Source organism: Streptomyces sp. A1136, assembly GCF_004795055.1.
Classification (GTDB): domain Bacteria; phylum Actinomycetota; class Actinomycetes; order Streptomycetales; family Streptomycetaceae; genus Streptomyces.
The window spans coordinates 19769-41070 of sequence record NZ_SSBJ01000015.1 but is presented as its reverse complement, the minus strand read 5'-3'; the positions used below and the strand labels follow the sequence as shown (position 1 = coordinate 41070).

Genomic DNA, 21302 nt, shown 5'->3' with positions numbered 1-21302 from the left:
CCCGGCGGTAATGCGGAACGCTCCATGTGCGGGGCGGCCTCGGGGGTTCCCCAGGGCCGCCCCGCTTCCGTACGTCTGTGGGTTTCAGGGGGGTAAGGGGAAATGGGTCTCTTCGGCAGCGTCTTCGACAGCGGCTTCTTCGACGGCATCAGGGGCGCCCGGGCCATGCGCTTCGACTCGGGCAGCGCCTCGTCCAACGCCATCGAGCTGACCAGGCGACACCCGACGGTGTCGCTCACCAAACAGGGGGCGGTCCACGGGAACCTGCGGGTCAACCTCTCCTGGCGGATGCGCACCTCCGACATCGGCGGGCGCTCCGGTCAGAGCGGTCGGCTCCTGCGCCACCCGTTCAAGCTCTTCAAGCCCGACATGGTGCAGGCGCACACCCAGGGCATGGTCAACGTCGACCTCGACATCGGCTGCCTCTACGAGCTGACCGACGGCACCCGGGGCGTCGTCCAGCCCCTGGGCAACCTGCACGGCGACATCAACAGCCCGCCGTACGTCAAGCTCAGCGGCGACGACCGGTTCGGCGCCCCGTCCGGCGAGACGATCTTCGTCAACCTCGACCACGCCGACGAGATCAAGCGGCTCCTGGTCTTCGTCTACATCTACGACCAGACCCCCGCCTTCGACCGCACGCACGCCCTGGTCACCCTGTACCCCAGCACGGGGCCGCGGATCGAGATCCAGTTGGAGGAGCGCCACCCCCAGGCCCGGTCCTGCGCCGTGGTCTCCCTGGAGACCGTCAAGGGCGAGCTGACCGTGCGCCGCGAGGTGAAGTTCGTCTACGGGTTCCAGGCCGAACTCGACCGGCTGTACGGGTGGGGGCTCCAGTGGGGGCGCGGCTACAAGAGCACCAAGGCCTGACCGGCGCCTCGTACGGGCTTCCGGTCAGGCCCCGGGCGGGGCTCCCCCCGGCGTCAGCGACGGATGAACTGGGGGCCCTGAGCCGGCAGCCGGAACGCGGAGTCGCCGCCCGGGCCGGGGACCGGGGAGACGGGCTGCGGATAGCCGTAGGCGGGTTCGACGGCCGGCGGGGCCTGGGTCGGGGGCGCGGGCGCCGGGATCACCGGCGGCACGGCGGGCGTCGACGGCATCATGGCGGCCGTCTGCTCGTCGGTCGGTCCGGGCGCGGCGCTCGCCGCCTGATCGGGGGCGTTCTCGTCGACCGAGATCCCGTGGTCGGTCGCCAGCCCCACGAGGCCGTCCGAGTACCCCTCGCCCAGGGCGCGGAACTTCCAGCCCTCGGCCCGGCGGTAGAGCTCGCCGCAGATCAGCGCGGTCTCGGCGCCCGTCTCCGGGTGCACGTCGAAGTGGGCCAGCGGCTCGGAGCCACCTGTGGGGGTGGCGTCGTACAGAAGGATGCGCAGGTCACGGACCTGCTGGAAGGGGACGTCCTCGGCGGAGGCCACCACCAGGACGCGGTCCACCACGGCGGGCACGGCCCGCAGGTCCGCCTGCACGGCGTCGGTGATGGCGTCCCCGATCTGCTTCTTGCCCAAGCGCCACACCGCCCCCGAGGGGTGGCGGGGCTGGTTGTAGAACACGAAGTCCTCGTCGGAGCGCACGCGCCCGTCCGCCCCCACCAGGAGCGCGGACGCGTCGACGTCCGGCACCTCGGGTCCGGTGGTCCAGCGCAGTACCGCCCGGACCGCCACGGCGGCCACCGGGATGTTCGAGCCCTTCTGCATCGCGTGCGTCATGCCGGTCATCCTGCCCTCCCGGCCATGACCTGGACAATGCGGCCCCCCGTAGTCACTTGCCCGTAGCCACTTGTACGGAACCCGAGACGTGGGCATGGTGCAAGAGGGTTACCTGAACTTCATGTGCTTGCGGAACTCTTGACTCTCATTCGTACGTACTATTACCGGCCACGCCAGTTGGGCCGCCGAGGCAGTACGGGGGAAGCACATGCGTCACTTCGGGCACATTTCGCCCAGCGTCCGCAAGGACCTCTTCCACCAGGAGCCAGCGGAATTCACCGCCGCGTCCCCCGCCCGTACGCTCGCCGCCGGCCTCGGCGCCACCCTCTACAGCCCGGCGATCCGCCCCCGTCTCGCCGACGACATCCGCAAGCAGGCGGCTCGCGGAGTCGTCTCCATGGTCCTCTGCCTGGAGGATTCCATCGGCGACGGCGAGGTGACGGCCGGCGAGGCCAACCTGATCCGTCAGTTCGCCGCACTCGACGAGGACACCGCGGAGCCCCCGCTCCTCTTCATCCGCGTGCGGACGCCCGAGCAGATCCCCGACCTCGTACACCGCCTCGGGCGCTCCGGGCGGCACCTGGCCGGATTCGTACTGCCGAAGTTCACGGAGAGTCGCGGAACGGCGTTCCTGGACGCGGTCGCCCAAGCGGAGCGGGACAGTGCCACCGCACCCCTGTACGCCATGCCCGTCCTGGAGACCCCCGACCTCCTCCACCTCGAAACCCGGGTCGAGGCCCTCGCGGGGATCTCCCGGACCGTGAACCGCTACCGCGAGCGCGTCCTCGCCCTGCGCCTGGGCGTGACGGACTTCTGTTCCGTATACGGACTGCGCCGCACCCCCGACATGACCGCCTACGACGTCAAGATCGTCGCCGGCGTCATCGCCGACGTCGTCAACGTCCTCAGCCGCGCCGACGGCACCGGCTTCACCGTCACCGGACCCGTCTGGGAGTACTTCCGCAGCCAGCAGCGCCTCTTCAAGCCGCAACTGCGCCGCAGCCCCTTCCTGGCGGAAGGCGCCGAGGAACTGCGCACCACCCTCATCGAGCACGACCTCGACGGGCTGCTGCGCGAGATCGAACTCGACCGGGCCAACGGACTGCTCGGCAAGACCTGCATCCACCCCGCCCACGTCACACCCGTCCACGCGCTGTCGGTCGTCTCCCACGAGGAGTTCAGCGACGCCCAGGACATCCTGCGCCCCGAGCGCGGCGGCGGCGGTGTCATGCGCTCGGCCTACACGAACAAGATGAACGAGGTGAAGCCCCACCGGGCCTGGGCCGAGCGCACCATGCTGCGCGCCGAGGTCTTCGGTGTGGCGAGGGAGGAGGTCGGCTTCGTCGACCTCCTCACGGCCGGGCTCCAGGTATGAGCCGGCCGTCGCACACTGGGTTTCCGGAGCTCTCGGAGCCCGCCATCGAGAAGGGGAAGACGATCGAAGAGGTGTGGTCGGGAACCTGGGTCGCGGACCGGCTGGGCGTGCGCCTGGAGCAGGCCGCGGCGCCCGCACGGTCGGCGGTCGCGCAGCCGCCGCTGCGGGAGCTGCTCGGGCTCGCCCTGCGGCGCAACCCCAAACGGGCCCACCTGCTGGTGTCCCGCATCCTGGGCAAGCACGTCCCGCAGTCCCCGGCGACCGTCCACGCCGCCGGCCGCGGACTCGGCGAACGCGTCGCGGACCTGCTGGGCGAGGAGGCCGCCGACGCGGTCGTCCTCGGCTACGCGGAAACCGCCACCGGCCTCGGCCACAGCGTCGCCGACGGCCTGCGGGTCGCCCCCTACCTGCACTCCACCCGCCGTCCCGTGCCCGGCGTGGAGCCCGCGGGCGGCTTCGAGGAGGCCCACTCGCACGCCACCTCGCACCTGCTGCTCCCCGAGGACCCGAAGCTGCTGACCGGCAGCGGACCGCTGGTGCTCGTCGACGACGAGTTCTCCACCGGCAACACCGTCCTGAACACCATCCGCGACCTGCACGCCCGCCATCCGCGCCCGCGCTACGTCGTGGTCGCCCTCGTGGACATGCGTTCCCCGGCCGACCGCGAGCGCCTCGACGCCTTCGCCGCCGAGCTCGGGGCCCGGATCGACCTCGTCGCCCTCGCCCGCGGGACGGTCTCCCTTCCCGAGGACGTCCTGGCCAAGGGGCAGGCACTGGTCGAGGAGTACGAGTCCGGGGTCGCCCGCGCCGGCAGGGGCCCGGCGGAGTCGGACCCGGCCGCCTCGGACCCGGTGGGCTCGGGGCCGGTGGGCTCGGGGCCGGCGTCCTGCGGCCCGGCCGCCTCGGTGCGGCGGGTCGGCCTGGACTGGCCGGCCGGACTGCCGGACGGGGGCCGGCACGGCTTCACCCCGGCGCACCGGGCCCGTCTGGAGGCGGCGCTGCCCGTGCTGGCCGCCCGCATCGACGCGGAGCTGGGGGTCGGACCCCGGCGGGTCCTGGTCCTGGGCAACGAGGAGCTGATGTACGCGCCCCTGCGGCTCGCGCGCGCCCTGGAGGAGTCCGGGGCGTCCGCCGGACGCGAGGTCCGCTTCTCCACCACCACCCGTTCACCGGTGCTCGCCGTGGACGACCCCGGCTACGCGATCCGGACGCGGCTGGCCTTCCCGGCGCACGACGACCCCGCCGACGGGCCGGGGGAGCGGTACGCGTACAACGTCGCGGGCGCCGGCTTCGACGCCGTCGTCGCCGTGGTCGACTCCCGTGCGGACACCGACGCGCTGCACGCCCCCGACGGGCTCCTCGCGCGGCTCGCCCCGCACACGGGGCAGGTGCTGCTGGTGGTGGTGCCGTCGTACGTGCCGGGATCGGCCGCACCGGGATCGGCCGTACCGGGATCGGCGGTGCCGTCGCCCGGGCAACCGCTGCCTTCGGCGGACGCCGGTTCCTCCGCGAGAGCGCGGCCGGCCGGCCGCTTCGCCCCCTCCGACCGGCAGGAGCCGATCATGACCGAGCCCCTGCGCGGGCCCGCCTTCTCCTCCTACCCGCCCGAGGACGTCGGCTGGCTGCTCCAGGACCTCTCGGACGTGGAACTGGAGGCCCCGACCGAGGAGCGCGAGGAGGCCATCCAGGCCGGAGGCGCGCACTACGCCGAGTCGCTGCCCGTCGAGTACCAGCCGTCCCCCGAATACCAGCGGCTCTACCAGAGCGCGCTGGACGCCTCCGCCGCCCGAATAGCACGCGCCGTGGGCACCGTCACCGAAACGGTGCTCGCCGAACGGTCGCCGTCCCCCGTGCTGGTCTCCCTCGCCCGCGCCGGTACACCCATCGGTGTGCTGATGCGGCGCTGGGCGCAGGCCCGGCACGGCCTGGACCTGCCGCACTACGCCGTCTCCATCGTGCGCGGACGGGGCATCGACGCCAACGCGCTGCGCTGGCTGGCCGCCCACCACGACCCCGCCGACGTCGTCTTCGTGGACGGCTGGACGGGCAAGGGGGCGATCACCCGGGAGCTGCGTGACGCCCTGGCGGAATTCGACGGCTTCGACCCGGAGATCGTCGTCCTCGCCGACCCCGGCTCGTGCGTGTCCACGTACGGCACCCGCGACGACTTCCTGATCCCCTCCGCCTGCCTCAACTCCACCGTCTCGGGCCTGGTCTCGCGTACGGTGCTCAGGTCCGACCTGGTCGGGCCGGCCGACTTCCACGGCGCGAAGTTCTACCGCGAACTCGCCGGCGCGGACGTGTCCGTCGCGTTCGTCGACGCCGTCGCCGCACGCTTCGAGGAGGTGGCCGAGGCGGTCGACGCCGACGTCAAGGAACTGTTGGCGGCCGACCGGACACCCACCTGGGAGGGCTGGGCGGCCGTCGAGCGGATCAGCGAGGAGTACGCCATCCACGACGTGAACCTGGTCAAGCCCGGTGTCGGCGAGACCACGCGCGTACTGCTGCGCCGCGTGCCGTGGAAGATCCTCGCCCGGCGCGGCGTCGGCGCCGACCTGGACCACGTACGCCTGCTCGCGCGGCAGCGCGGGGTGCCGGTCGAAGAGGTCGACGGGCTGCCCTACACCTGCGTGGGACTCATCCACCCCCGCTTCACGCGCGGCGCCACCGGCGCCGACGGAAAGGCCGTGGCCTCCAAGTGACCGTCCTCGTAGCCAGTGACCTCGACCGCACGCTCATCTACTCGGCGGCCGCCCTCGGCCTGACCATGCCCGACCCGGTGGCGCCCAGGCTGCTGTGCGTGGAGGTCCACGAGAGCAGGCCGCTGTCGTACATGACCGAGACGGCGGCGGGCCTGCTGGCGGAGCTGACCGCGGACCCGGGCGTCGTATGGGTCCCCACGACGACCCGTACGCGCAAGCAGTACCAGCGCATCCGCTTCCCCGGCCGCCGGGCGAAGTACGCGATCTGCGCCAACGGCGGGCAGCTGCTCGTGGACGGCGTACCGGACCGGGACTGGCGGCGTCGGGTCGCGGCGCGGCTCGCCGAGGAGTGCGCCCCGCTCGCCGAGGTGCACGAGCACCTGCTGGCGACGGCGGACCCGGCGTGGCTGCGCAAGGCGAGGGTGGCGGAGGACCTGTTCGCGTACCTGGTCGTGGAGCGGGCGCTGGTCCCGGACGAGTGGCTCAAGGCGCTGGTGTCCTGGGCCGAGCCGCGCGGCTGGACGGTGTCCCTCCAGGGCCGCAAGATCTACGCCGTCCCGCGGCCGCTGACCAAGAGCGCGGCCATGCGGGAGGTGGCCCGCCGGACCGGGGCCGGCACGACCCTGGCCGCCGGGGATTCCCTGCTGGACGCCGACCTGCTGCTGGCGGCCGACCGGGGCTGGCGGCCCGGCCACGGCGAACTCGCGGACGCCGGCTGGACCGCCGGTTCGGTCACGGCCCTGACGCAGGCCGGGGTCCTGGCGGGCGAGGAGATCGTGCGCCGGTTCCGGCGAGCGGTCGGGGAACTCGGCACACTGGGCGCATGACCAAGGGCAACAGCACCAAGATCACGGACGAGCTCTACCAGTACGTGCTCGACCACAACCCTCCGCTGGACCCGATCCAGCGCGGGCTCGTGACGACGACGTACGAGAAGTTCCCGGAGTCGGCGGGGATGCAGTCGGCGCAGGAGCAGGGGCCGTTGCTGGCCTTCCTGGTCCGGATGACGGGGGCCCGCCGCATCGTGGAGATCGGCACCTTCACCGGTTTCTCGGCGTTGTCCATGGCGCAGGCGCTGCCCGCGGACGGCGTGCTGATCGCCTGCGACATCTCCGAGGAGTGGACGGCGTACGGCGTGCGGGCGTGGGAGGCGGCGGGCGTCGCGGACCGCATCGACCTGCGGCTCGCACCGGCACTGGAGACGTTGCGCGCGATGCCGGGAGAACCGCACATCGACATGGCCTACGTCGACGCCGACAAGGAGAACCAGATCGCCTACTGGGAGGAGCTCGTTCCGCGCATGCGGCCGGGCGGGCTGATCGTCAGCGACAACACCCTCTTCCACGGGCGCGTGCTTGACGAGGCGGCGACCGGCGCGGCGGCGGCCATCCGCGCGTTCAACGACCACGTGTCGGCCGACGACCGCATGGAGTCGGTGCTGCTCGCCATCTCGGACGGCCTGACCCTGTCGCGCAAGCGGTAGACGGGCGGTCGTGGCGGCTGTCGCGGCCGCCGTCGAGGCCGCCGCGGTCGTCGGGGCGGCGTGGACGGCGGGGCTGCGGGGTCCTCGCGACGGCTCAGCCGCAGCCGCCTCCGCCGCAGCATCCGCCACCCATGGCGGGGGCCGGGGCGGCAGCGCCACCACCGACGGCGACCGCGGAGAGCAGCTTGACGGTGTCGGCGTGACCGGCCGGGCAGTCGGCGTGAGCGGAGGACTCGGCCATCGGACGGCTCACCTCGAAGGTGTCGTCACAGGTGCGGCAGCGGTATTCGTAACGAGGCATGCGGACAGGCTAGCCGCACCACCCCCACCCGGCCCATCCCACCGGGCCCACCGGCACCGTGCCCGTCCCCCTCACGGGTAGGGCGCGCGGCGGCTGCCGAACGCCCGCCGCTGCGCGGCCCGCGCCGCCGCCCTGGCCGCCGCCCGGTCCTCCCGCGCCGCCTCCTCGGGGTGGCGGGCACGCCAGTACGGGTTGTCGTGCGAGAGACCGCCACCGACCCGCCCGTACATGCCGAACCACATGAGCATCACGCCGACGACGAAGCTGAACAGCACGTTCGGGATGTGGAACGCCAGGTAATTGAGCCCCGTGTCCAGCAGCGCCAGGTTCACGAACCCGCTGGCGATGAACAGCAGACCCAGCGCGATGTTGAGGGTCGAGGCGAAGTTTCCGCCCACCACCATCCCGTAGAACAGCAGCGCGCCGATGCAGATGGACAGGACGCTCAGCGCCCCGTTGGTGTTCAGCGCCAGCACCCTTGCCCCGCCCGTGTCGAAGAAACCGATCCGGTGCACCAGCCCGAGGACTCCGAACACGACCAGCAGCAGTCCGGTCAGACCGGCGCCCACCCGGTACACACGGCTGAGCTTGTGATCGACCGGCAGGTGCTCGTCGAGCCGGGTGCCGACCGGCCGCCGCAGGTGCGAAGTCGCGTGAGTGGCCATGGCGGCCTCCTCTGCCTGACGTCTGCCTGACGTCCCTCCCAGCATCCGCCGCGGTCCACGCTCGGACAAGCCCGGGCAAGCCCGGACCACCCCCGTCAACCCTTGGCGCCGGTCCGACCCCGAACCCGCCCCGGACCGGCCCCGAACCCGCCCGGATCGGTTCTCAAGCCGACGTCCCGGGCCGCCGTGGCGTCAGGCGTGGCCGCGTTCCACCCGGATGTCGTTCACCACCCGGTTCACGGACGCCCGAACGCCCTCCATGTCCTGGAGGAACCGCCAGTAGTCGGGGTGGCGCCCCTCCAACCCCGCCAACGCCCGCTCCACCCGCGCCACCGCCTCGTCCAGCGGCCGGGCGTGGCGCGGATCGGGCACGGTACGGCCCTCCATCGCCAGCCGCTGCGCGTCCCGGATCGCGAACCGGGTGCGGCGCACCTCGTCCTGGGGGTCCCGCGCCACCGCCTCCAGCCGCGTCAGCCGGTCCTGCGCCGCCGACACCGCCTCGTCGGTGGCGTCCAGACCCGCGCGGACCTCCTCGATCAGCGTCCCGACCTCGGCCCAGCGTTGCGCGTCCCGGGCCCGGCCGGCCTCCGCCAGCTTCTCCTCGGCCCGCGCGACATCGCGTACCGCCTGGTCGGGCACGTGCTGGAGGTCCTGCCAGCACGCCGCGCTGAACCGTCGGCGCAGCTCGCTGAGGACCGGATCGACCCGGTCGGCCCGGTTGCGCAACGCCTGCGCGCGGGTCCGCAGGCTCACCAGCCGCCGGTCGACCTCCGCGGCGCGCTCGGGAAGCCTGACCGCCTCGGCCCGTACCGCCTCCGCGTCGCGCAGGATGCGGTCGGCGCGCTGCACCGTCTCCTGCACCCCGTGCCGGGCGGCGCCCTGGTTCAGCTTGGTCAGCTCCGGCCCCAGCGCGGCGAGGCGCGCCGCGAGGTCGTCGGCCCGCATGCCCTTCGCCCGGACCTCGTCCAACGCGTCGCTCGCCGCCAACAGCGCCGCCTTCGCCCGCTCCCGGGCCGGCGCGACCCTGGCCAACTGCGTCTCCGCCTTGTCCAGCAACGGCTGCAACCCCTGCTGGAACCGGTCCAGCTCGCCTTTGACCCGTACGAGCTCGTCCCGCGCCCGCGTCAGCTGCTGCCGGGCCTGCGCCGCGACGGAGCCCTCCAGATCGACGCGGTCCAGGTCGTGCGCGTCGACGGCCTCGATGTAGACCTGGCTGACCTGGTCGATGCGCTGTCCCAGCGCGACGAACCCCTCGGCCGCCTGCCGCGCGGCGGGCGACCCGTCCGCAGCGGCTATGGTCTCCATCGAGATCCGCAGATCCCGCTGCGCCGTGTCCAGCTCGTAGAACGCGGCCGCGGCGGCATCCTTCGCCGCCTGCGCATCCGCCCGCCGGCTCTCGTCCCGCCCACCGAACCACCGCCGGGATGCCGTTGTCACAATCCCTCTCCCGTGCCGCGTCCGCCATGCCCCGCTCCATTCTCCCCTACGGGAACGGGTTTGCGCCGGGGGTGCGCCCTCCATGTAGGCTGTCCACTCATCCACGGGTGCGTAGCTCAGGGGTAGAGCGCTGCTCTTACAAAGCAGATGTCGGCGGTTCGAAACCGTCCGCGCCCACCAGCACAAAGGCCCCCCGCCGATCACGGCGGGGGGCCTTTGACGTCTACGAGTGACACCAATATCAATGATGGCCGCCCGCCGTCACCCCGATGGCCTTCCTGCCGTGCACGGCGAGAAGGTTTGCGGCGGGTCCGGCTCCTTGGGTCTCGACGCGCAAGCCGAGGCGGCCGGGCGTGCGGGTGGGCGGCAGACGTTGCCTCCGCGGCGCCGTGCGATGATCACCTCTTCGTGGTCCTTGGAGGGGTTGCCATGGGGGAGATGCTGCGCGTCGGACAGGTGCTGCGCTATGCGAGTGCCAAGGACCCCACCGAGCCAGTGCTCGACGGATACCCGAACTTCCATCACCTGACAGATGCTCCCGGTCACAAGAGGGCGCTTCTCGAATCCGGTATCAACGGCATGGCGAAAGTCTCGGCGGGCGGACGTCTGCGACGGCCGGCGATCCTGGTCCGCTCCAGCCCCTGGAAGGCGGGCAGTGAGCAGACGCCCTGGCATGACGTGTTCGACATGGACAACGGCCATGTGCGGTACTTCGGGGACCACAAGGCCGGCCTCACCAAGCCACCCGGAACCACTACCGGCAACGCTGCGCTCCTCGACGCTTTCGCAGAGCACCAGGCACCCACGCCGGAGGAGCGATCCGGCGCGGCCCCGCTTCTGCTGTTCCGCGCCGTGTCACGCAATGGCAGGGTCAAGGGCTACGTCGAGTTCTGTGGTCTCGGCGTCATAGAACGAGCCGAACGGATCGTTCAGTGGGCAGGACACGAGCACACCACTTTCACCAACTACGTGTACGACATCGCCTTGCTCGACCTGGCCACCGAGAACGATCAGGTCGACTGGGACTGGATCACCGCGCGTCGCAGTCCGGTCGTTTCCGATCAGGAGACACTCGCCAAGGCGCCCCGTGCCTGGCGGGAATGGGTCAAGCGCGGGCATTCCGCCCTGCCACGCGTTCGCCGGCGCGTTGCTCGGGCGCGCGTCACGAAGGTGCGTGATCAGCGTCCTGCGCCGAGCAGCCGGCGAGACAAAGACCTCCAGTACATCTACGAGCACTTTGACGGTCGCAAACACGACTTCGAGGCCGTCGCTTCTGCTGTTGCCGCTCGCGTGCTGAAAGGCTCAGGGCACAACTACCGGGAAGGGTGGATCACCCGTCGCTCAGGAGACGGCGGCGCGGATTTCGTGGGCCGCATCGATCTCGGAACAGGGCTCGCCGGCACCAGCCTTGTCGTCCTGGGTCAAGCCAAATGCGTACGCCCTGACGGCCTCGTGTCTGCGGAGCAGATCGCGCGGGTCGTCGCACGTCTGCGCCGTGGCTGGATCGGCATCTATGTGACCACCGGAGCCTTTTCCGAGCCGGCTCAGCTGGAGATGGTAGAGGACCAGTACCCGATCGTCCTCGTCAACGGCCTGGACCTGGCGCGAGAGTTGCGCAGTATGGCCCGAGACGATCACGGCGACGACCTGGCCGCTTGCCTGCACCACATCGTCTACGCACAGGGAGTACCGATCACCAGCCGGCGCCCCGAAGAGATCCTTCTTGAGTAAACCCCGCGGGTTCGGACCTCTCCCGCGCCCAGCGGATTCGGTCCTGGGGGACGTCCTGGAGGTCCTCGAGGGCGGTACCCGGACCGGTGGCGTCGTCGTCAGGCGGCCCGGTGGCCGGCGGCGGGGATCAGCGGTTCGTGGTGGTGCCAAACCAGATAGCGGTCCTCGCGGCGGAGTTCGGCCGAACCCCACTCGGCACGCATGACGCCCCGTTCCATCGAGCACGCGTACGCCACGATGACGAGCCGCAGCTCCGACGGAAGCAGGGCGATGTCCGGATGTACCTCCGGCTCGCGCAGGTCGTCGAGTCCGAGGTCGAACTCCTGCTGCATCGGCTCGGGGCCGTGGCGCCGGATCAGGTCCGCACGGAAGCCGACGGCCCGCCGCAGGCGGGCGGCGGTCACCGGTACGTCCTTCTTCGCGTAGCGGATCGGGTAGATGACGTTGCGGTCGATCACCATGACCGTGCGGCCTTGGAGCCGTCGCGCCGTGGAACCGTCGAGGTGCGCGAGACCCGCGGCCAGTGCTTCGTACTGGGCCGCGTGGAGACCGTGTCCGTAGGCCTCCAACGTTTGGGTGTGCACCCCTTCGTGGCCGTGGCGCGCCCTTTCGTGGGCCTCGACCAGGCAGGCGGGGATCGTGACAGCCAGCCGGTCCGCGAGGGCTCCGAAGGTTTCCCTGGCCCATGGACTCGTCGCACCCATGACTGATCGCCCTCCCCGTCGAGGCAGCACCCGTCCTCAAAGGTCCGGCCCCGAGCCCCGGCACACAAGAGGGCACGGGCGCACACCCCCGCGCACCCGTTCCGGGGTCTTGGCGGTGGGGGTGGGGCGTGGGATCGTCGGGGGATGGGGGAGTGGGGTGCGGGACTGGTCGGTCTGGTCGGGGTGCTCGTCGCCGGGGCGGCGTACGTCTTGCTGGAGAGGCGGGCCGCGCAGGGGTTCGAGCGCCGGCGGGAGGCCGAGCGGCAGCGGTTGCTCGCGCTGCTCCCCGGGCCCGCGGTCGAGGCGGACGATCCGAAGTACGCCGACGTCGGGGGCGTGCCGCATCCCGGCCACCGGCCCCCCGGGTCGGGGGAGGACTTCACGGCCCTCCTCGTCGAGTACTACGCCTACGGACTCACCCAGGCGCGCAGCAGCTTCCTGACCAGCCAGCGCTTCGCCGGGGCCGGGGCGGCGATCCTGCTGGGCGGGGTGGCGCTTGCGGTGTGGAAGGCCGAGAGCAGCGGCGACCTGTACCTCGGGGTCGTCACCAGCTCCGTGGGACTGGTCGTCACCCTCATCGGGCAGCTCTTCCACCGCCGGGCCGACGTCGCGCTGCGCCACATGGCCGGACAGACTGCCTCGCTGCGTGACGACCGGCGCGCGGCGGAGTCGATGGCGCAGGCGGTGCGGCTGCTGGACGAGGTCGCGAATCCGGAGCTGCGCGGACGACTCCAGGCGGGGCTGATCATGAAACTGTCCGGGGCCGAGTTGCCTGAGTACGACCGTCCACCGGCTGAGGGCCCGTCCGGACGGCCTTCCCGGCCCGCGCCGTCGACCCCCGGTCCTCGAAGAGCGCCCGGACGGGACCCGGCGGAGCCATAGTGGAGGTATGTGCCGTTCCATCAAGACCTTGCGTCCGCCCGCCATCCCCGAGAAGGCCACGGAGGAGGAGATCCGCGCCGCGGCCCTCCAATACGTACGGAAGGTGTCCGGGTTCCGGGCGCCCGCCGCACACAACCGGGAAGTCTTCGACGCCGCCGTGGACGCCATCGCCGAAGCGACGGCGGAGCTCCTGGACGGAGTGCACGTACGGGGCCGGGAGCCGGTCGCGCAGGCCCGGTGAGGCGGACCGCCCGGTGAGCCAGACCGCCCGGTGAGGCAGACCGCCCGGTGAGGCCGGGCGAGGAGGGCCCTCAGGCGTGCGTCTCCCTGCGCCGGCGCACCACCCACAGCCCGGCGCCCAGGGCGCTCGCCACGAGCGCGCCGCCGACGGCGACCGCGCCCGTGCTCATCGAACCCACGCTGCCGCCCAGCCCGCCGCGGGCGGCGCCGAGGCTGACGGTCAACGTCACCGTGACCCGCTCACCGCCGGAGCCACCGCACTCGAACGTGACGGGGTGCGAACCGGTCGTGGCGCCGCCGAAGACGATGGCGCTGCCGGACAGCCGGGTGGCCTGCGCGTTGCCGGGCGCCAGTTGCACGTCCCCGAACGCGGGCGAGGACGCCCTTGCGGTCCGGGTGCCGCAGCCCGTGACACTGAGGTTGACCCGGCTGCCCGGGGCGACGACCCCGGGCGAGACGGACGCGGACGCGTTGGCCTGGGCGAGGGTGGTGGGCGTGACGGCGGTGATGACGAGGGCCGCGGCGGCGGCTCCGGTCAGGCGGTACCGCTTACGGGTAGCGGGCATGGAGTGAACTCCTCGGGCTCCTCGAAACGGCGCGGCCAGGACACGGGTGTGAGCGGATTCGGTCGCGCTCCCTGCCCAGGACGCTAGGAGCCCGGCGCCCACCCGGCGATCGCAGCCGGGTGAACGGGTGACCGACTGCCCCGACCGGCCTACGCCCGGCCCCGCGCGCGAGCCGCAAGGAGCCCGCGCCGTACGAGGCCCGCACGATCGCCGAACGCGTCCGGTCCCGGCCCGTACGAGTCCCGCACGAGCCCCCGCGCCAACCGGTACGAGACCCAGGCCACCCCGTACGAGCGCCCCGCCCGCCGTGGGAGCGCCTCGCCGTCCCCTACGAATTCCGTCCCGAGGCCGCGCACTACGCGGCCGGCGCCGCCGACGGCAGGGGGCGGCGCAGCAGGAACACCGCGAGGGAGCCGGCCGCGAACAGGGCGACGACGGACACCGCCGTGCCCAACCAGGCCGCGCCCAGCCACTGCGTGCCGAAATATCCCAACGCCACGCTGTAACCGGCCCACGCCATGCCCGCGAGCACCGACCACGGCAGGAACTCACGCACCTCGCGCTGCGTCTTGCCCGCCCCCAACGACACCACCGAGCGTCCCGCCGGCGCGAAGCGGGCGATCACCACCAACGCGCCGCCACCACGCGCCAGGGCCACCCCCAGCCGCTCGTGGGCCCGGGTCAGCCGGCGCGAGCGGGCGATCGCCCGGTCCAGCCGGGCACCACCGCGACGGGCCAGCCGGAACGCGGCCATGTCGCCCAGCACCGAGGCCGTCGTCGCGATGACCAGCAGCGCCATGATGTCCGGCACCCGCGCGGGCACCGGCGCCGGCGAACCCGCGGCCCCGGCCGCCGCCGCGGCGGCCGCCGAGGTGATCACCAGGACACCGCTCGGCAACACCGGCACGAACACGTCCAGCACGACGGACACCGCCACCACGGCATAGATCCAGGGGCTCGTGGTCAGCGAACCCAGAGTCTCAAGCAAGGCGGGACTCCCCAGTCCGAAGCGCCGCGTCGTCGCGGGGAGCGGCAGGGGCGGCTTGACAGCCATACAGCGTACGCCCGCCGCCGACACCCCCGAGCCCCGGGGCGGCCGGTCCGTCAACCGCCCCGCCCGGCACACCACACCCGGGAGCGGACAGCGGCGCCCCCTCCCGGACAGGCCGCCGCCGGCCACGCGACCCCGGTCCGGCCGTACGCGTTACTCCGGTCCGGTGAGCCACCGGTCCAGCACCGTCACCAACCGGGCCCCCGAGCCGCCCGAACGGGCCTGGTCCAACCACAGCCGCGCCGTCCGCCCCGCCAACGACAGCGTCATGAGTTGATTGCCGAACCACGGTCCGCCCGTACGCCGCCAGCTCAACGGCGGCCGCCCCGTGCGGCCGTGCCGGGAGAAGCCGCGCCCCAGCCACCGCCCCGTCCGCGACCAGCCCAGACGGAAGCCGAACCGCACCGCCGTGTGGATCGAGTTGTGGACCGGCGAGCAGGTCAGTTGGAACACCCGGGCGGTAGTGGGTATTCGGGGCTCGGCCACATACGCGTGGTGCACGTCCCCGGACAGGACCATGACGGTCGCCGGAGCGCGCGGGCCCGTCCCCACCTCCTCGATCAGGTCACTCAACGCCGCGAACGAGGCCGGGAACGCCGCCCAGTGCTCCAGATCCGCGCGCCGACGCAGATCCTCCCCGATCCGCGCCCACCGCGGCCCGCGGTCCCCACGGCACAGCGCCGCGTTCCACACCTCCGCGTCGTGGACCAGCGGCGGCATCAGCCATGGCAGCGAGGAACCGATCAACAGGTGGTCGTAACCCCCGTGTCCGGCCAGGGCGTTCTCGCGGAGCCACCGGTGCTCCGCCGGATCGATCATCGCCCGGCCGTCCTCGGCCAACACCCGCGCCGCCCGCGTGTCCACCATCAGCAGCCGCGAGCGGCCGAAGTCCCGCCGGTAGCTCCACCGCACCGAGCCGGGGTCGGCGTCCGCCCGGGCCGCGAAGGCGCGCAGGGCCTCCGTACCGTCCGGGGAGGCCCGTACCGCCGCGTACAGTTCGTCGGTTTCCAGCTCGGCGGGAGAGAGATTGCCGAGGTGCTGGTACACCCAGTACGACATCAGGCCGCTGAGCACCCGCTCCCGCCACCAGGGCGTCGCCCGCATCCCCGCCAGCCACGCCTCGCTGGTGTTCCAGTCGTCCACGACATCGTGGTCGTCGAATATCTGCAGGCTGGGCACCGTGGACAGCAGCCAGCGGATCTCCGGGTCCAGCCAGGACTCGTAGTAGAGCCGGGTGTACTCCTCGTAGTCCGCGACCTGCGCGCCCGGCGCCTCCCGCAGGTCCCGGCGGGCCGCGAGCCACCGCCGGGTCTCGCGCGACAACTGGTCCGCGTACACCTGATCGCCCAGCAGGAGCAGTACGTCCGGCCGCACCGCCTCCGGTTCGGCGGCCAGCCGCGCCGCGAGGGTGTCGAGCGCGTCCGGACCGTGCGGCCCGCGCCGACCCGCGGGCGGCGCGGCCTGTCGGCAGGAGCCGAACGTCACCCGCAGCTCCGGCGCCGCCCGGCCGGGGCGGGTGACCGCGGGCGTGGTGATGGTGCTCGGCGGGAAGCCCCCGTCGGACAGCGGCCATACGCGGACACCGTCGAGCAGCACCTCGTACGCCGTGGTCGTGCCCGGTGTCAGGCCCGTCACCGGGACCAACGCGTAGTGGTGGCCGGCTATCTGGAAGGTGCGCACGCTTGCGGTGGCGCCGTCCGCGCACCGCACCTCGGCGGTGCACGGACGGTCCGCCTCGACCCAGACCGTCGCCGAACCGCCCCGGTCCCAGTCGACGTGCCGCAGCAGCGGCCCCAGACGCAATCCGGCCATCGAACTCCCCCTCCCCCTCGTCCCCTTCGATCACGGTACGGGGTGGAGGGGGCCCCTGGCCTCCCCCTGGTGGGGGAGAAGGATCGCCCTGGTGGGGGAGGGGGGCCGGCGTCCGCTTCCGATGGCCGGGACGGCGGGGAAGGCGCGGAGGGGAGTGGGCGTCAGCAGCCGTTGAGGACGTCGACCAAGGCGGTCTTCTCGGCGGGGTTCATGCTCAGACCCCAGTACTGCTTCACCTCGACCCACATCCGGGCGTACGTACAGCGGTAGGCGGTACGGGGCGGCAGCCACGTGCCCGGATCCTGGTCGCCCTTGGACTGGTTGACGTTGTCGGTGACGGCGATGAGCTGCGGCCTGGTGAGGTCGTTCGCGAACTGCCGGCGCTTGGCGGTGGTCCAGGAGGCGGCGCCCGAGCGCCAGGCCTCCGCGAGCGGGACCACGTGGTCGATGTCGACGTCGGAGGCGGCGGTCCAGGTCGCGCCGTCGTACTCGGAGTACCAGCTCCCGCTGACGGCCGAGCAGGAGGAGGAGACGACCACGCCCGAGCCGTCCCGTTTGAGGACGGTCTCACGCGTGTCGCAGGTTCCGGAGACGGTGCTCCAGTGCGGGAAGAGGGCGCGGCTGTAGCCGCTGAGGGAGCCTTCCGCGACCGGGGTCACCGTGGCCAGGTACGAACGGGCCGCGGCGGCGCTGATGGGGGCGGGCGGGGAGGCCTGGGCGGCGGGCGCACCGGCGAGGGAGGTGAGGGCCGCGAGCGCGACGGCGGAGGCGAGGACGCCGATCCGACCGGCTCGACGCGCGTAGATGGAAGGTATGAGCGCCATGAGGGCTCCCTTGACGTGTGGGGGGCGGTGGCCGTGCGACCCCGGCGGGTCGCGGCCATGGTGGCGGCGCCAGATGGCCGACGGGTGGGCGCCAGGTGACAGGCTGCCGACATGGACACGTCACATCAAGGATTTGAAGAGGGCTGATGTGCGAGGGAGTTGGGGAACCTTGCGAGGCGGGCGGGCGAGCTGGGGTCAACGTCACATTCCGGACGCCCTACGCCTCGGCGGGCATCGCGTACGCTGGTGGAGCAGAAGGGGAGTAGCTCTTCGCCGGACCGTCGACATACTGCTGGGTCACACCAGCCGGCGCCCGGAGGCAGACCGCGCAGGCGGTCGGCCAGCGAGACCTTCGGCCGCAGTGTCCCGGCGCCACGCATCCCGCGTGGCAACCAATCCGGGGCGCCGCCGAGCCGAAGCGACCCCTCGTACATCCCAGGTCTCTCGGTAGCGACGGCGTCCCGCCCGACCGATTGAGGTTCTGCCCCCGTGTTCAGCTTCACCGTCACGGCGATCGCCTTCGGCGTCGTCTTCCTCGCCGAACTCCCCGACAAGACGGCCCTGGCCGGACTGATGCTCGGCACCCGCTACCGCGCGTCCTACGTCTTCGCGGGCGTCGCCGCCGCCTTCGCCCTGCACGTCGGACTCGCCATCGCGGCGGGCAGCGTCCTCACGCTGCTCCCGCACCGGCTGGTGCAGGCCGTCGTGGGCGTGCTGTTCCTCGCGGGCGCGGCCATGCTGCTCTTCAAGAAGAGCGATGACGAGGAAGAGGTCAAGCCGCCCGCCGACCAGTCCTTCTGGAGGGTGGCGGGGGCCGGCTTCATGCTGATCCTGGTGGCGGAGTTCGGCGACCTGACCCAGATCATGACCGCCAACCTCGCCGCGCGGTACGACAACCCCGTCTCGGTCGGCGTCGGAGCCGTGCTGGCCCTGTGGGCGGTCGCCGGCATCGGCATCCTGGGCGGCCGCACGCTGATGAAGCACGTGCCGCTGAGGCTGATCACCAAGGTGGCGGCCGCGGTGATGGCGGCGCTGGCCGGGTTCTCGCTGTACGAGGCGATCGCGGGCTGAGGCGACCGGGAACCGAGGCGACTGGCAACCGAGAACACCAGGGCCGGGGCGACCGCGGGCTTGATCGCCCGCGCGTCGCCTTCCCCCTCGCCGTCGCCTTCCCCCTGGCCGTCCTGGCGCCGGGTGATGGTGGCCCCGGTCGACGGTGAGCGCAGATGCCGTCGGGGCCCCGTCCGTGTCGCCGGCGCGGGATGCGGAGTGGGCCGGGCGGGGTGCGGAGTGGGGCGGGTGCGGACCGGAGGCGCCCGGGCCGGTGGGTATCAGGCGGGCGTGGTGAGCGTGAGGCGGAGGGTGCCGTCCGGGGCGGAGTCGACGCGTACCGACCTCAGGTCCCGGACATGGGCGGTCGGGGCGTGGGCGGCCGCGCGCGGGCCGATGCCGACCACGCGCATACCGGCGGCCTGACCGGCGGCGATACCGGCGCCCGAGTCCTCGAACACGACACAGTCGGCCGGGTCCACCCCAAGCTCGGCGGCGCCCTTGAGGAACCCCTCGGGGTCGGGCTTGCTCGCGCCGACCGATTCGGCGGTCACCCGCACGCGGGGCATGGGCAGGGCGGCCGCGGACATACGGACCGTGGCCAGCGCGGCGTCGGCGGAGGTGACGAGTGCGTGCGGCAGGTCGGCGATCGCCGCCATGAACTCCGGGGCGCCTTCGACGGGCACCACACCATCGGTGTCGGCCGTCTCGCGGGCGAGCATCTCGGCGTTCTCGGCGTGGTTCTGCTCCATCGGGCGCCCGGGCAGCAGGATCGCCATCGTGGCGTAGCCCTGGCGGCCGTGCACGACCTTGAGCGCTTCCCGCGGGTCCAGTCCGTGCTCCACCGCCCAGTCACGCCAGCACCGTTCGACCACCGCGTCCGAGTTGACGAGCGTGCCGTCCATGTCCAGGAGCAAGGCCTTGGCGGAGAGGACGACGGTGGTGCGGGCGGCGTTGTTGGTGGTGCTGGCCGACATCGGCTGGGCTCCAGACGCGGGGGCAAAAGAGAACAAGTGGTTCCGTCCCCCGGTCAGGGGATGAGGACGGAACCACTTTGTTCCTGCACTATACAAAACCGGGAGGGGTTCGCGCCAACCGGGGACTTCGAGGGGGGTGAGGCGGGGCCGCCCACGACGGTGGGGCAGCCGCCCAGGACGGTGGGCGCGGGGTGCCCACGACGGCGGGGGCAGGGCAGGGCAGCGCGAGGTCCCGGGCGGTGCTCGGGGACCGAAGGGCCGTGCGAGCGCTGCCCGCGCCGGTCGTGTCAGTCCGACGACGAATGATCGGCCCACCGGCCGGCGCCACCCGCGCCGCCGGCCCGGCGACGACGGGGAGGGGTCATGCCCATCACGAACCAGCAGCTGGCGGCCCATGGCTTCCTGCGGCGGCTGTACACCGACCCCTACTACCCGGATCACGTTCTCGACCGGGGCAGGGCGGTCCTCGTGCGGTTGTGCGAGTGGATCGAGGCCGAGCGGCCTTCCGACCTGGCGGCACTGTGCCTGCTCACCCACGCGGCCACGGACGCGTTCAACCTCCTGGAGGCGGATTCCGAGGCAGCCGGGAGCGAGATCGAGACCGTCGCGCGCGAGGAGATCGCCGAGGACATCCGGTTCGTGGCGGCGGCCCACGGCTTCGCCGGCGCGGACGTCGAGGAACTCGTCGCCACCCGGGAGTGGTGAGAACCGGTCGCGGGGGCGCGGCTTCCGGACCGCGGGAGACTCAGCCCTCCAGGGCCTTGCGGGTCGCGGGGCCGTAGACGCCCCACGGGTCCTCGGTGATGTCGTTGTACCACTGGAACTGCGACACCGCGTCCTCCGTGGACTTGCCGTACTTGCCGTCGGGCTTGCCGCGGTACAGGCCCTGCCCGGCCAGGAGCTGCTGGAGCCTCTTCACATCCGGGCCGGAATCGCCGTAGCGCAGGGTCGGGCCCTGGGCGGCGGGCGGAGGCGGCGGGGCGGTGGTGCGGCTCGGCGAGGGCGAGGGGCTCCGAGACGGGGGCGCCGAGGAACGGGACGCGCTCGCCGACGCGGACGGCGACGGAGAACGCGACGCGCTGGGCGAGGCCGAAGCCGAGACGGACGCCGAGGGCGACGGTCCGGCCGGCGCGCTGGGCGACCCCCGCGACGGTCCGGCCGGGGATATGCCGACCGTCGACGCCGACGGCTTCGCGTCCAGGAGCGTCGCGTCACCCGACCCGGAACCGCCGGACGCACCGACGGCCACGGCCACACCGCCGACGACGACGAGGGCGGCGGCCCCCAGCAGCAACAGGGGCAGCTTCCGCCGCTTCTCGGGGCCCCCACCCCCACCCCCACCCTCCCCTCCCGCTGTGATGTTCCCGGTGGCCGGTGCCGGGCGGACCGCGCGGAGCGGGACCGTGTGGTCCGGCCAGGGCTGCGCCGACGGCGCGGGGGTCCCGTACGCCGGGGTGTCCTGTCCCGTCGCGGGCCCGGGCGGGACCGCGGGCAGCAGCTCCGTCGCGTCGGCGTCGACGGGCGCGAAGGGCTGCGCCATCGCGCCCAGCACCGGCTGCGGGGTCGACCCGGCGTCACCCGACCGGCCGGTTTCGGACAGGCTGACGTACGGACGGATGCGCAGGGGGTCGAAACCCGCCGCCGGAGCACACCCGCAGCCGGCGCCCGGGGCGCCGCAATCTGGACAGCGCTCAGCGCTCACTGGAAACCCTCCCTGGCCAATGCCAGCGATTATGCAGACCCGCCAGGCCGCACCCAACCTCCCGAGAGGCCATAACCGGACACACCGCTCAGGA

Annotated in this window: 21 protein-coding genes and 1 tRNA gene; 11 read left to right on the top strand and 11 right to left on the bottom strand. The window is 72.7% G+C overall.

From position 1 onward, the window contains the following. The first annotated feature begins 102 nt into the window (after positions 1-102). Positions 103-870 carry a Tellurium resistance gene (locus E6R62_RS16400; RefSeq protein ID WP_240801709.1) on the top strand — a complete coding sequence of 256 codons (768 nt, stop codon included), beginning with the start codon at positions 103-105 and terminating at the stop codon, positions 868-870. Positions 871-923: 53 nt separating this feature from the next. Here the strand turns inward: E6R62_RS16400 and E6R62_RS16395 are convergent, their stop codons facing one another. Beyond that, the gene (locus tag E6R62_RS16395; protein ID WP_168714087.1) at positions 924-1706 is read right to left on the bottom strand and encodes a TerD family protein; all 783 of its coding nucleotides are present in this window, start codon (positions 1704-1706) and stop codon (positions 924-926) included. A gap of 208 nt (positions 1707-1914) precedes the next feature. Here E6R62_RS16395 and E6R62_RS16390 point away from each other — a divergent pair, with 208 nt between their 5' ends. From E6R62_RS16390 to E6R62_RS16375, 4 genes are read left to right on the top strand one after another with little or no spacing between them, the layout of a single operon-like run. After that, positions 1915-3081 carry an HpcH/HpaI aldolase/citrate lyase family protein gene (locus E6R62_RS16390; RefSeq protein WP_136214175.1) on the top strand — a complete coding sequence of 389 codons (1167 nt, stop codon included), beginning with the start codon at positions 1915-1917 and terminating at the stop codon, positions 3079-3081. Further along, entirely contained in the window at positions 3078-5783 is a 2706-nt protein-coding gene (locus E6R62_RS16385; protein WP_136214174.1) for a phosphoribosyltransferase, read from the top strand. Before E6R62_RS16390 ends, E6R62_RS16385 begins: the two co-directional genes overlap by 4 nt. Next, complete coding sequence (locus tag E6R62_RS16380) at positions 5780-6610, top strand: HAD family hydrolase (RefSeq protein WP_136214173.1); 831 nt, start codon at positions 5780-5782, stop codon at positions 6608-6610. Before E6R62_RS16385 ends, E6R62_RS16380 begins: the two co-directional genes overlap by 4 nt. Beyond that, positions 6607-7266, top strand: a complete 660-nt coding sequence (locus E6R62_RS16375) for an O-methyltransferase (protein ID WP_136214172.1) — start codon at positions 6607-6609, stop codon at positions 7264-7266. Before E6R62_RS16380 ends, E6R62_RS16375 begins: the two co-directional genes overlap by 4 nt. A 94-nt stretch (positions 7267-7360) precedes the next feature. On the opposite strand, the gene E6R62_RS16370 is transcribed toward E6R62_RS16375, so the two are convergent. The 3 genes from E6R62_RS16370 to E6R62_RS16360 form a co-directional block, all read right to left on the bottom strand. Beyond that, complete coding sequence (locus E6R62_RS16370; RefSeq protein WP_136214171.1) at positions 7361-7567, bottom strand: zinc ribbon domain-containing protein; 207 nt, start codon at positions 7565-7567, stop codon at positions 7361-7363. Positions 7568-7638: 71 nt separating this feature from the next. Further along, the gene (locus tag E6R62_RS16365; protein ID WP_136214170.1) at positions 7639-8232 is read right to left on the bottom strand and encodes a DUF4383 domain-containing protein; all 594 of its coding nucleotides are present in this window, start codon (positions 8230-8232) and stop codon (positions 7639-7641) included. Between the two features lie 192 nt (positions 8233-8424). Continuing rightward, positions 8425-9669 carry a hypothetical protein gene (locus tag E6R62_RS16360; RefSeq protein WP_240801708.1) on the bottom strand — a complete coding sequence of 415 codons (1245 nt, stop codon included), beginning with the start codon at positions 9667-9669 and terminating at the stop codon, positions 8425-8427. Positions 9670-9774: 105 nt separating this feature from the next. On the opposite strand from E6R62_RS16360, the gene E6R62_RS16355 reads away from it, so the two are divergent. Both E6R62_RS16355 and E6R62_RS16350 read left to right on the top strand, forming a co-directional pair. Beyond that, positions 9775-9849: transfer RNA gene (locus E6R62_RS16355), tRNA-Val, on the top strand. A 249-nt stretch (positions 9850-10098) separates the two neighbouring features. Further along, entirely contained in the window at positions 10099-11400 is a 1302-nt protein-coding gene (locus E6R62_RS16350; protein ID WP_136214169.1) for a restriction endonuclease, read from the top strand. 98 nt (positions 11401-11498) lie between these two features. Here E6R62_RS16350 and E6R62_RS16345 read toward each other — a convergent pair whose 3' ends face one another. Beyond that, complete coding sequence (locus E6R62_RS16345; RefSeq protein WP_136214168.1) at positions 11499-12104, bottom strand: hypothetical protein; 606 nt, start codon at positions 12102-12104, stop codon at positions 11499-11501. Positions 12105-12248: 144 nt separating this feature from the next. Between E6R62_RS16345 and E6R62_RS16340 the strand changes: the two genes are divergently transcribed. Continuing rightward, positions 12249-12986, top strand: coding sequence for a hypothetical protein (locus tag E6R62_RS16340; protein ID WP_206308741.1), 738 nt, complete (start codon positions 12249-12251; stop codon positions 12984-12986). Positions 12987-12993: 7 nt separating this feature from the next. Beyond that, on the top strand, positions 12994-13227 hold the full coding sequence (locus E6R62_RS16335; protein ID WP_136214167.1) for a DUF2277 domain-containing protein: 234 nt from the start codon (positions 12994-12996) through the stop codon (positions 13225-13227). 70 nt (positions 13228-13297) lie between these two features. Here the strand turns inward: E6R62_RS16335 and E6R62_RS16330 are convergent, their stop codons facing one another. From E6R62_RS16330 to E6R62_RS16315, 4 genes are all read right to left on the bottom strand, one after another. Beyond that, positions 13298-13792: a hypothetical protein gene (locus E6R62_RS16330; RefSeq protein WP_136214166.1), complete on the bottom strand. Its 495-nt coding sequence runs from the start codon at positions 13790-13792 to the stop codon at positions 13298-13300. Between the two features lie 355 nt (positions 13793-14147). Next, positions 14148-14780: a DedA family protein gene (locus E6R62_RS16325; RefSeq protein ID WP_206308740.1), complete on the bottom strand. Its 633-nt coding sequence runs from the start codon at positions 14778-14780 to the stop codon at positions 14148-14150. Between the two features lie 216 nt (positions 14781-14996). Next, entirely contained in the window at positions 14997-16655 is a 1659-nt protein-coding gene (locus E6R62_RS16320) for an alkaline phosphatase D family protein (protein WP_136214165.1), read from the bottom strand. Between the two features lie 161 nt (positions 16656-16816). Beyond that, positions 16817-17470 carry an HNH endonuclease family protein gene (locus E6R62_RS16315; protein WP_136214309.1) on the bottom strand — a complete coding sequence of 218 codons (654 nt, stop codon included), beginning with the start codon at positions 17468-17470 and terminating at the stop codon, positions 16817-16819. A gap of 498 nt (positions 17471-17968) precedes the next feature. Here E6R62_RS16315 and E6R62_RS16310 point away from each other — a divergent pair, with 498 nt between their 5' ends. After that, positions 17969-18550 carry a TMEM165/GDT1 family protein gene (locus tag E6R62_RS16310; protein ID WP_136214164.1) on the top strand — a complete coding sequence of 194 codons (582 nt, stop codon included), beginning with the start codon at positions 17969-17971 and terminating at the stop codon, positions 18548-18550. Positions 18551-18810: 260 nt separating this feature from the next. Here the strand turns inward: E6R62_RS16310 and E6R62_RS16305 are convergent, their stop codons facing one another. Beyond that, positions 18811-19506: an HAD-IA family hydrolase gene (locus E6R62_RS16305; RefSeq protein WP_136214163.1), complete on the bottom strand. Its 696-nt coding sequence runs from the start codon at positions 19504-19506 to the stop codon at positions 18811-18813. Between the two features lie 363 nt (positions 19507-19869). On the opposite strand from E6R62_RS16305, the gene E6R62_RS16300 reads away from it, so the two are divergent. Further along, positions 19870-20211, top strand: coding sequence for a DUF5713 family protein (locus E6R62_RS16300; RefSeq protein ID WP_136214162.1), 342 nt, complete (start codon positions 19870-19872; stop codon positions 20209-20211). Positions 20212-20251: 40 nt separating this feature from the next. Here the strand turns inward: E6R62_RS16300 and E6R62_RS16295 are convergent, their stop codons facing one another. Continuing rightward, the gene (locus E6R62_RS16295) at positions 20252-21208 is read right to left on the bottom strand and encodes a peptidoglycan-binding protein (protein ID WP_136214161.1); all 957 of its coding nucleotides are present in this window, start codon (positions 21206-21208) and stop codon (positions 20252-20254) included. Positions 21209-21302 lie beyond the last annotated feature (94 nt).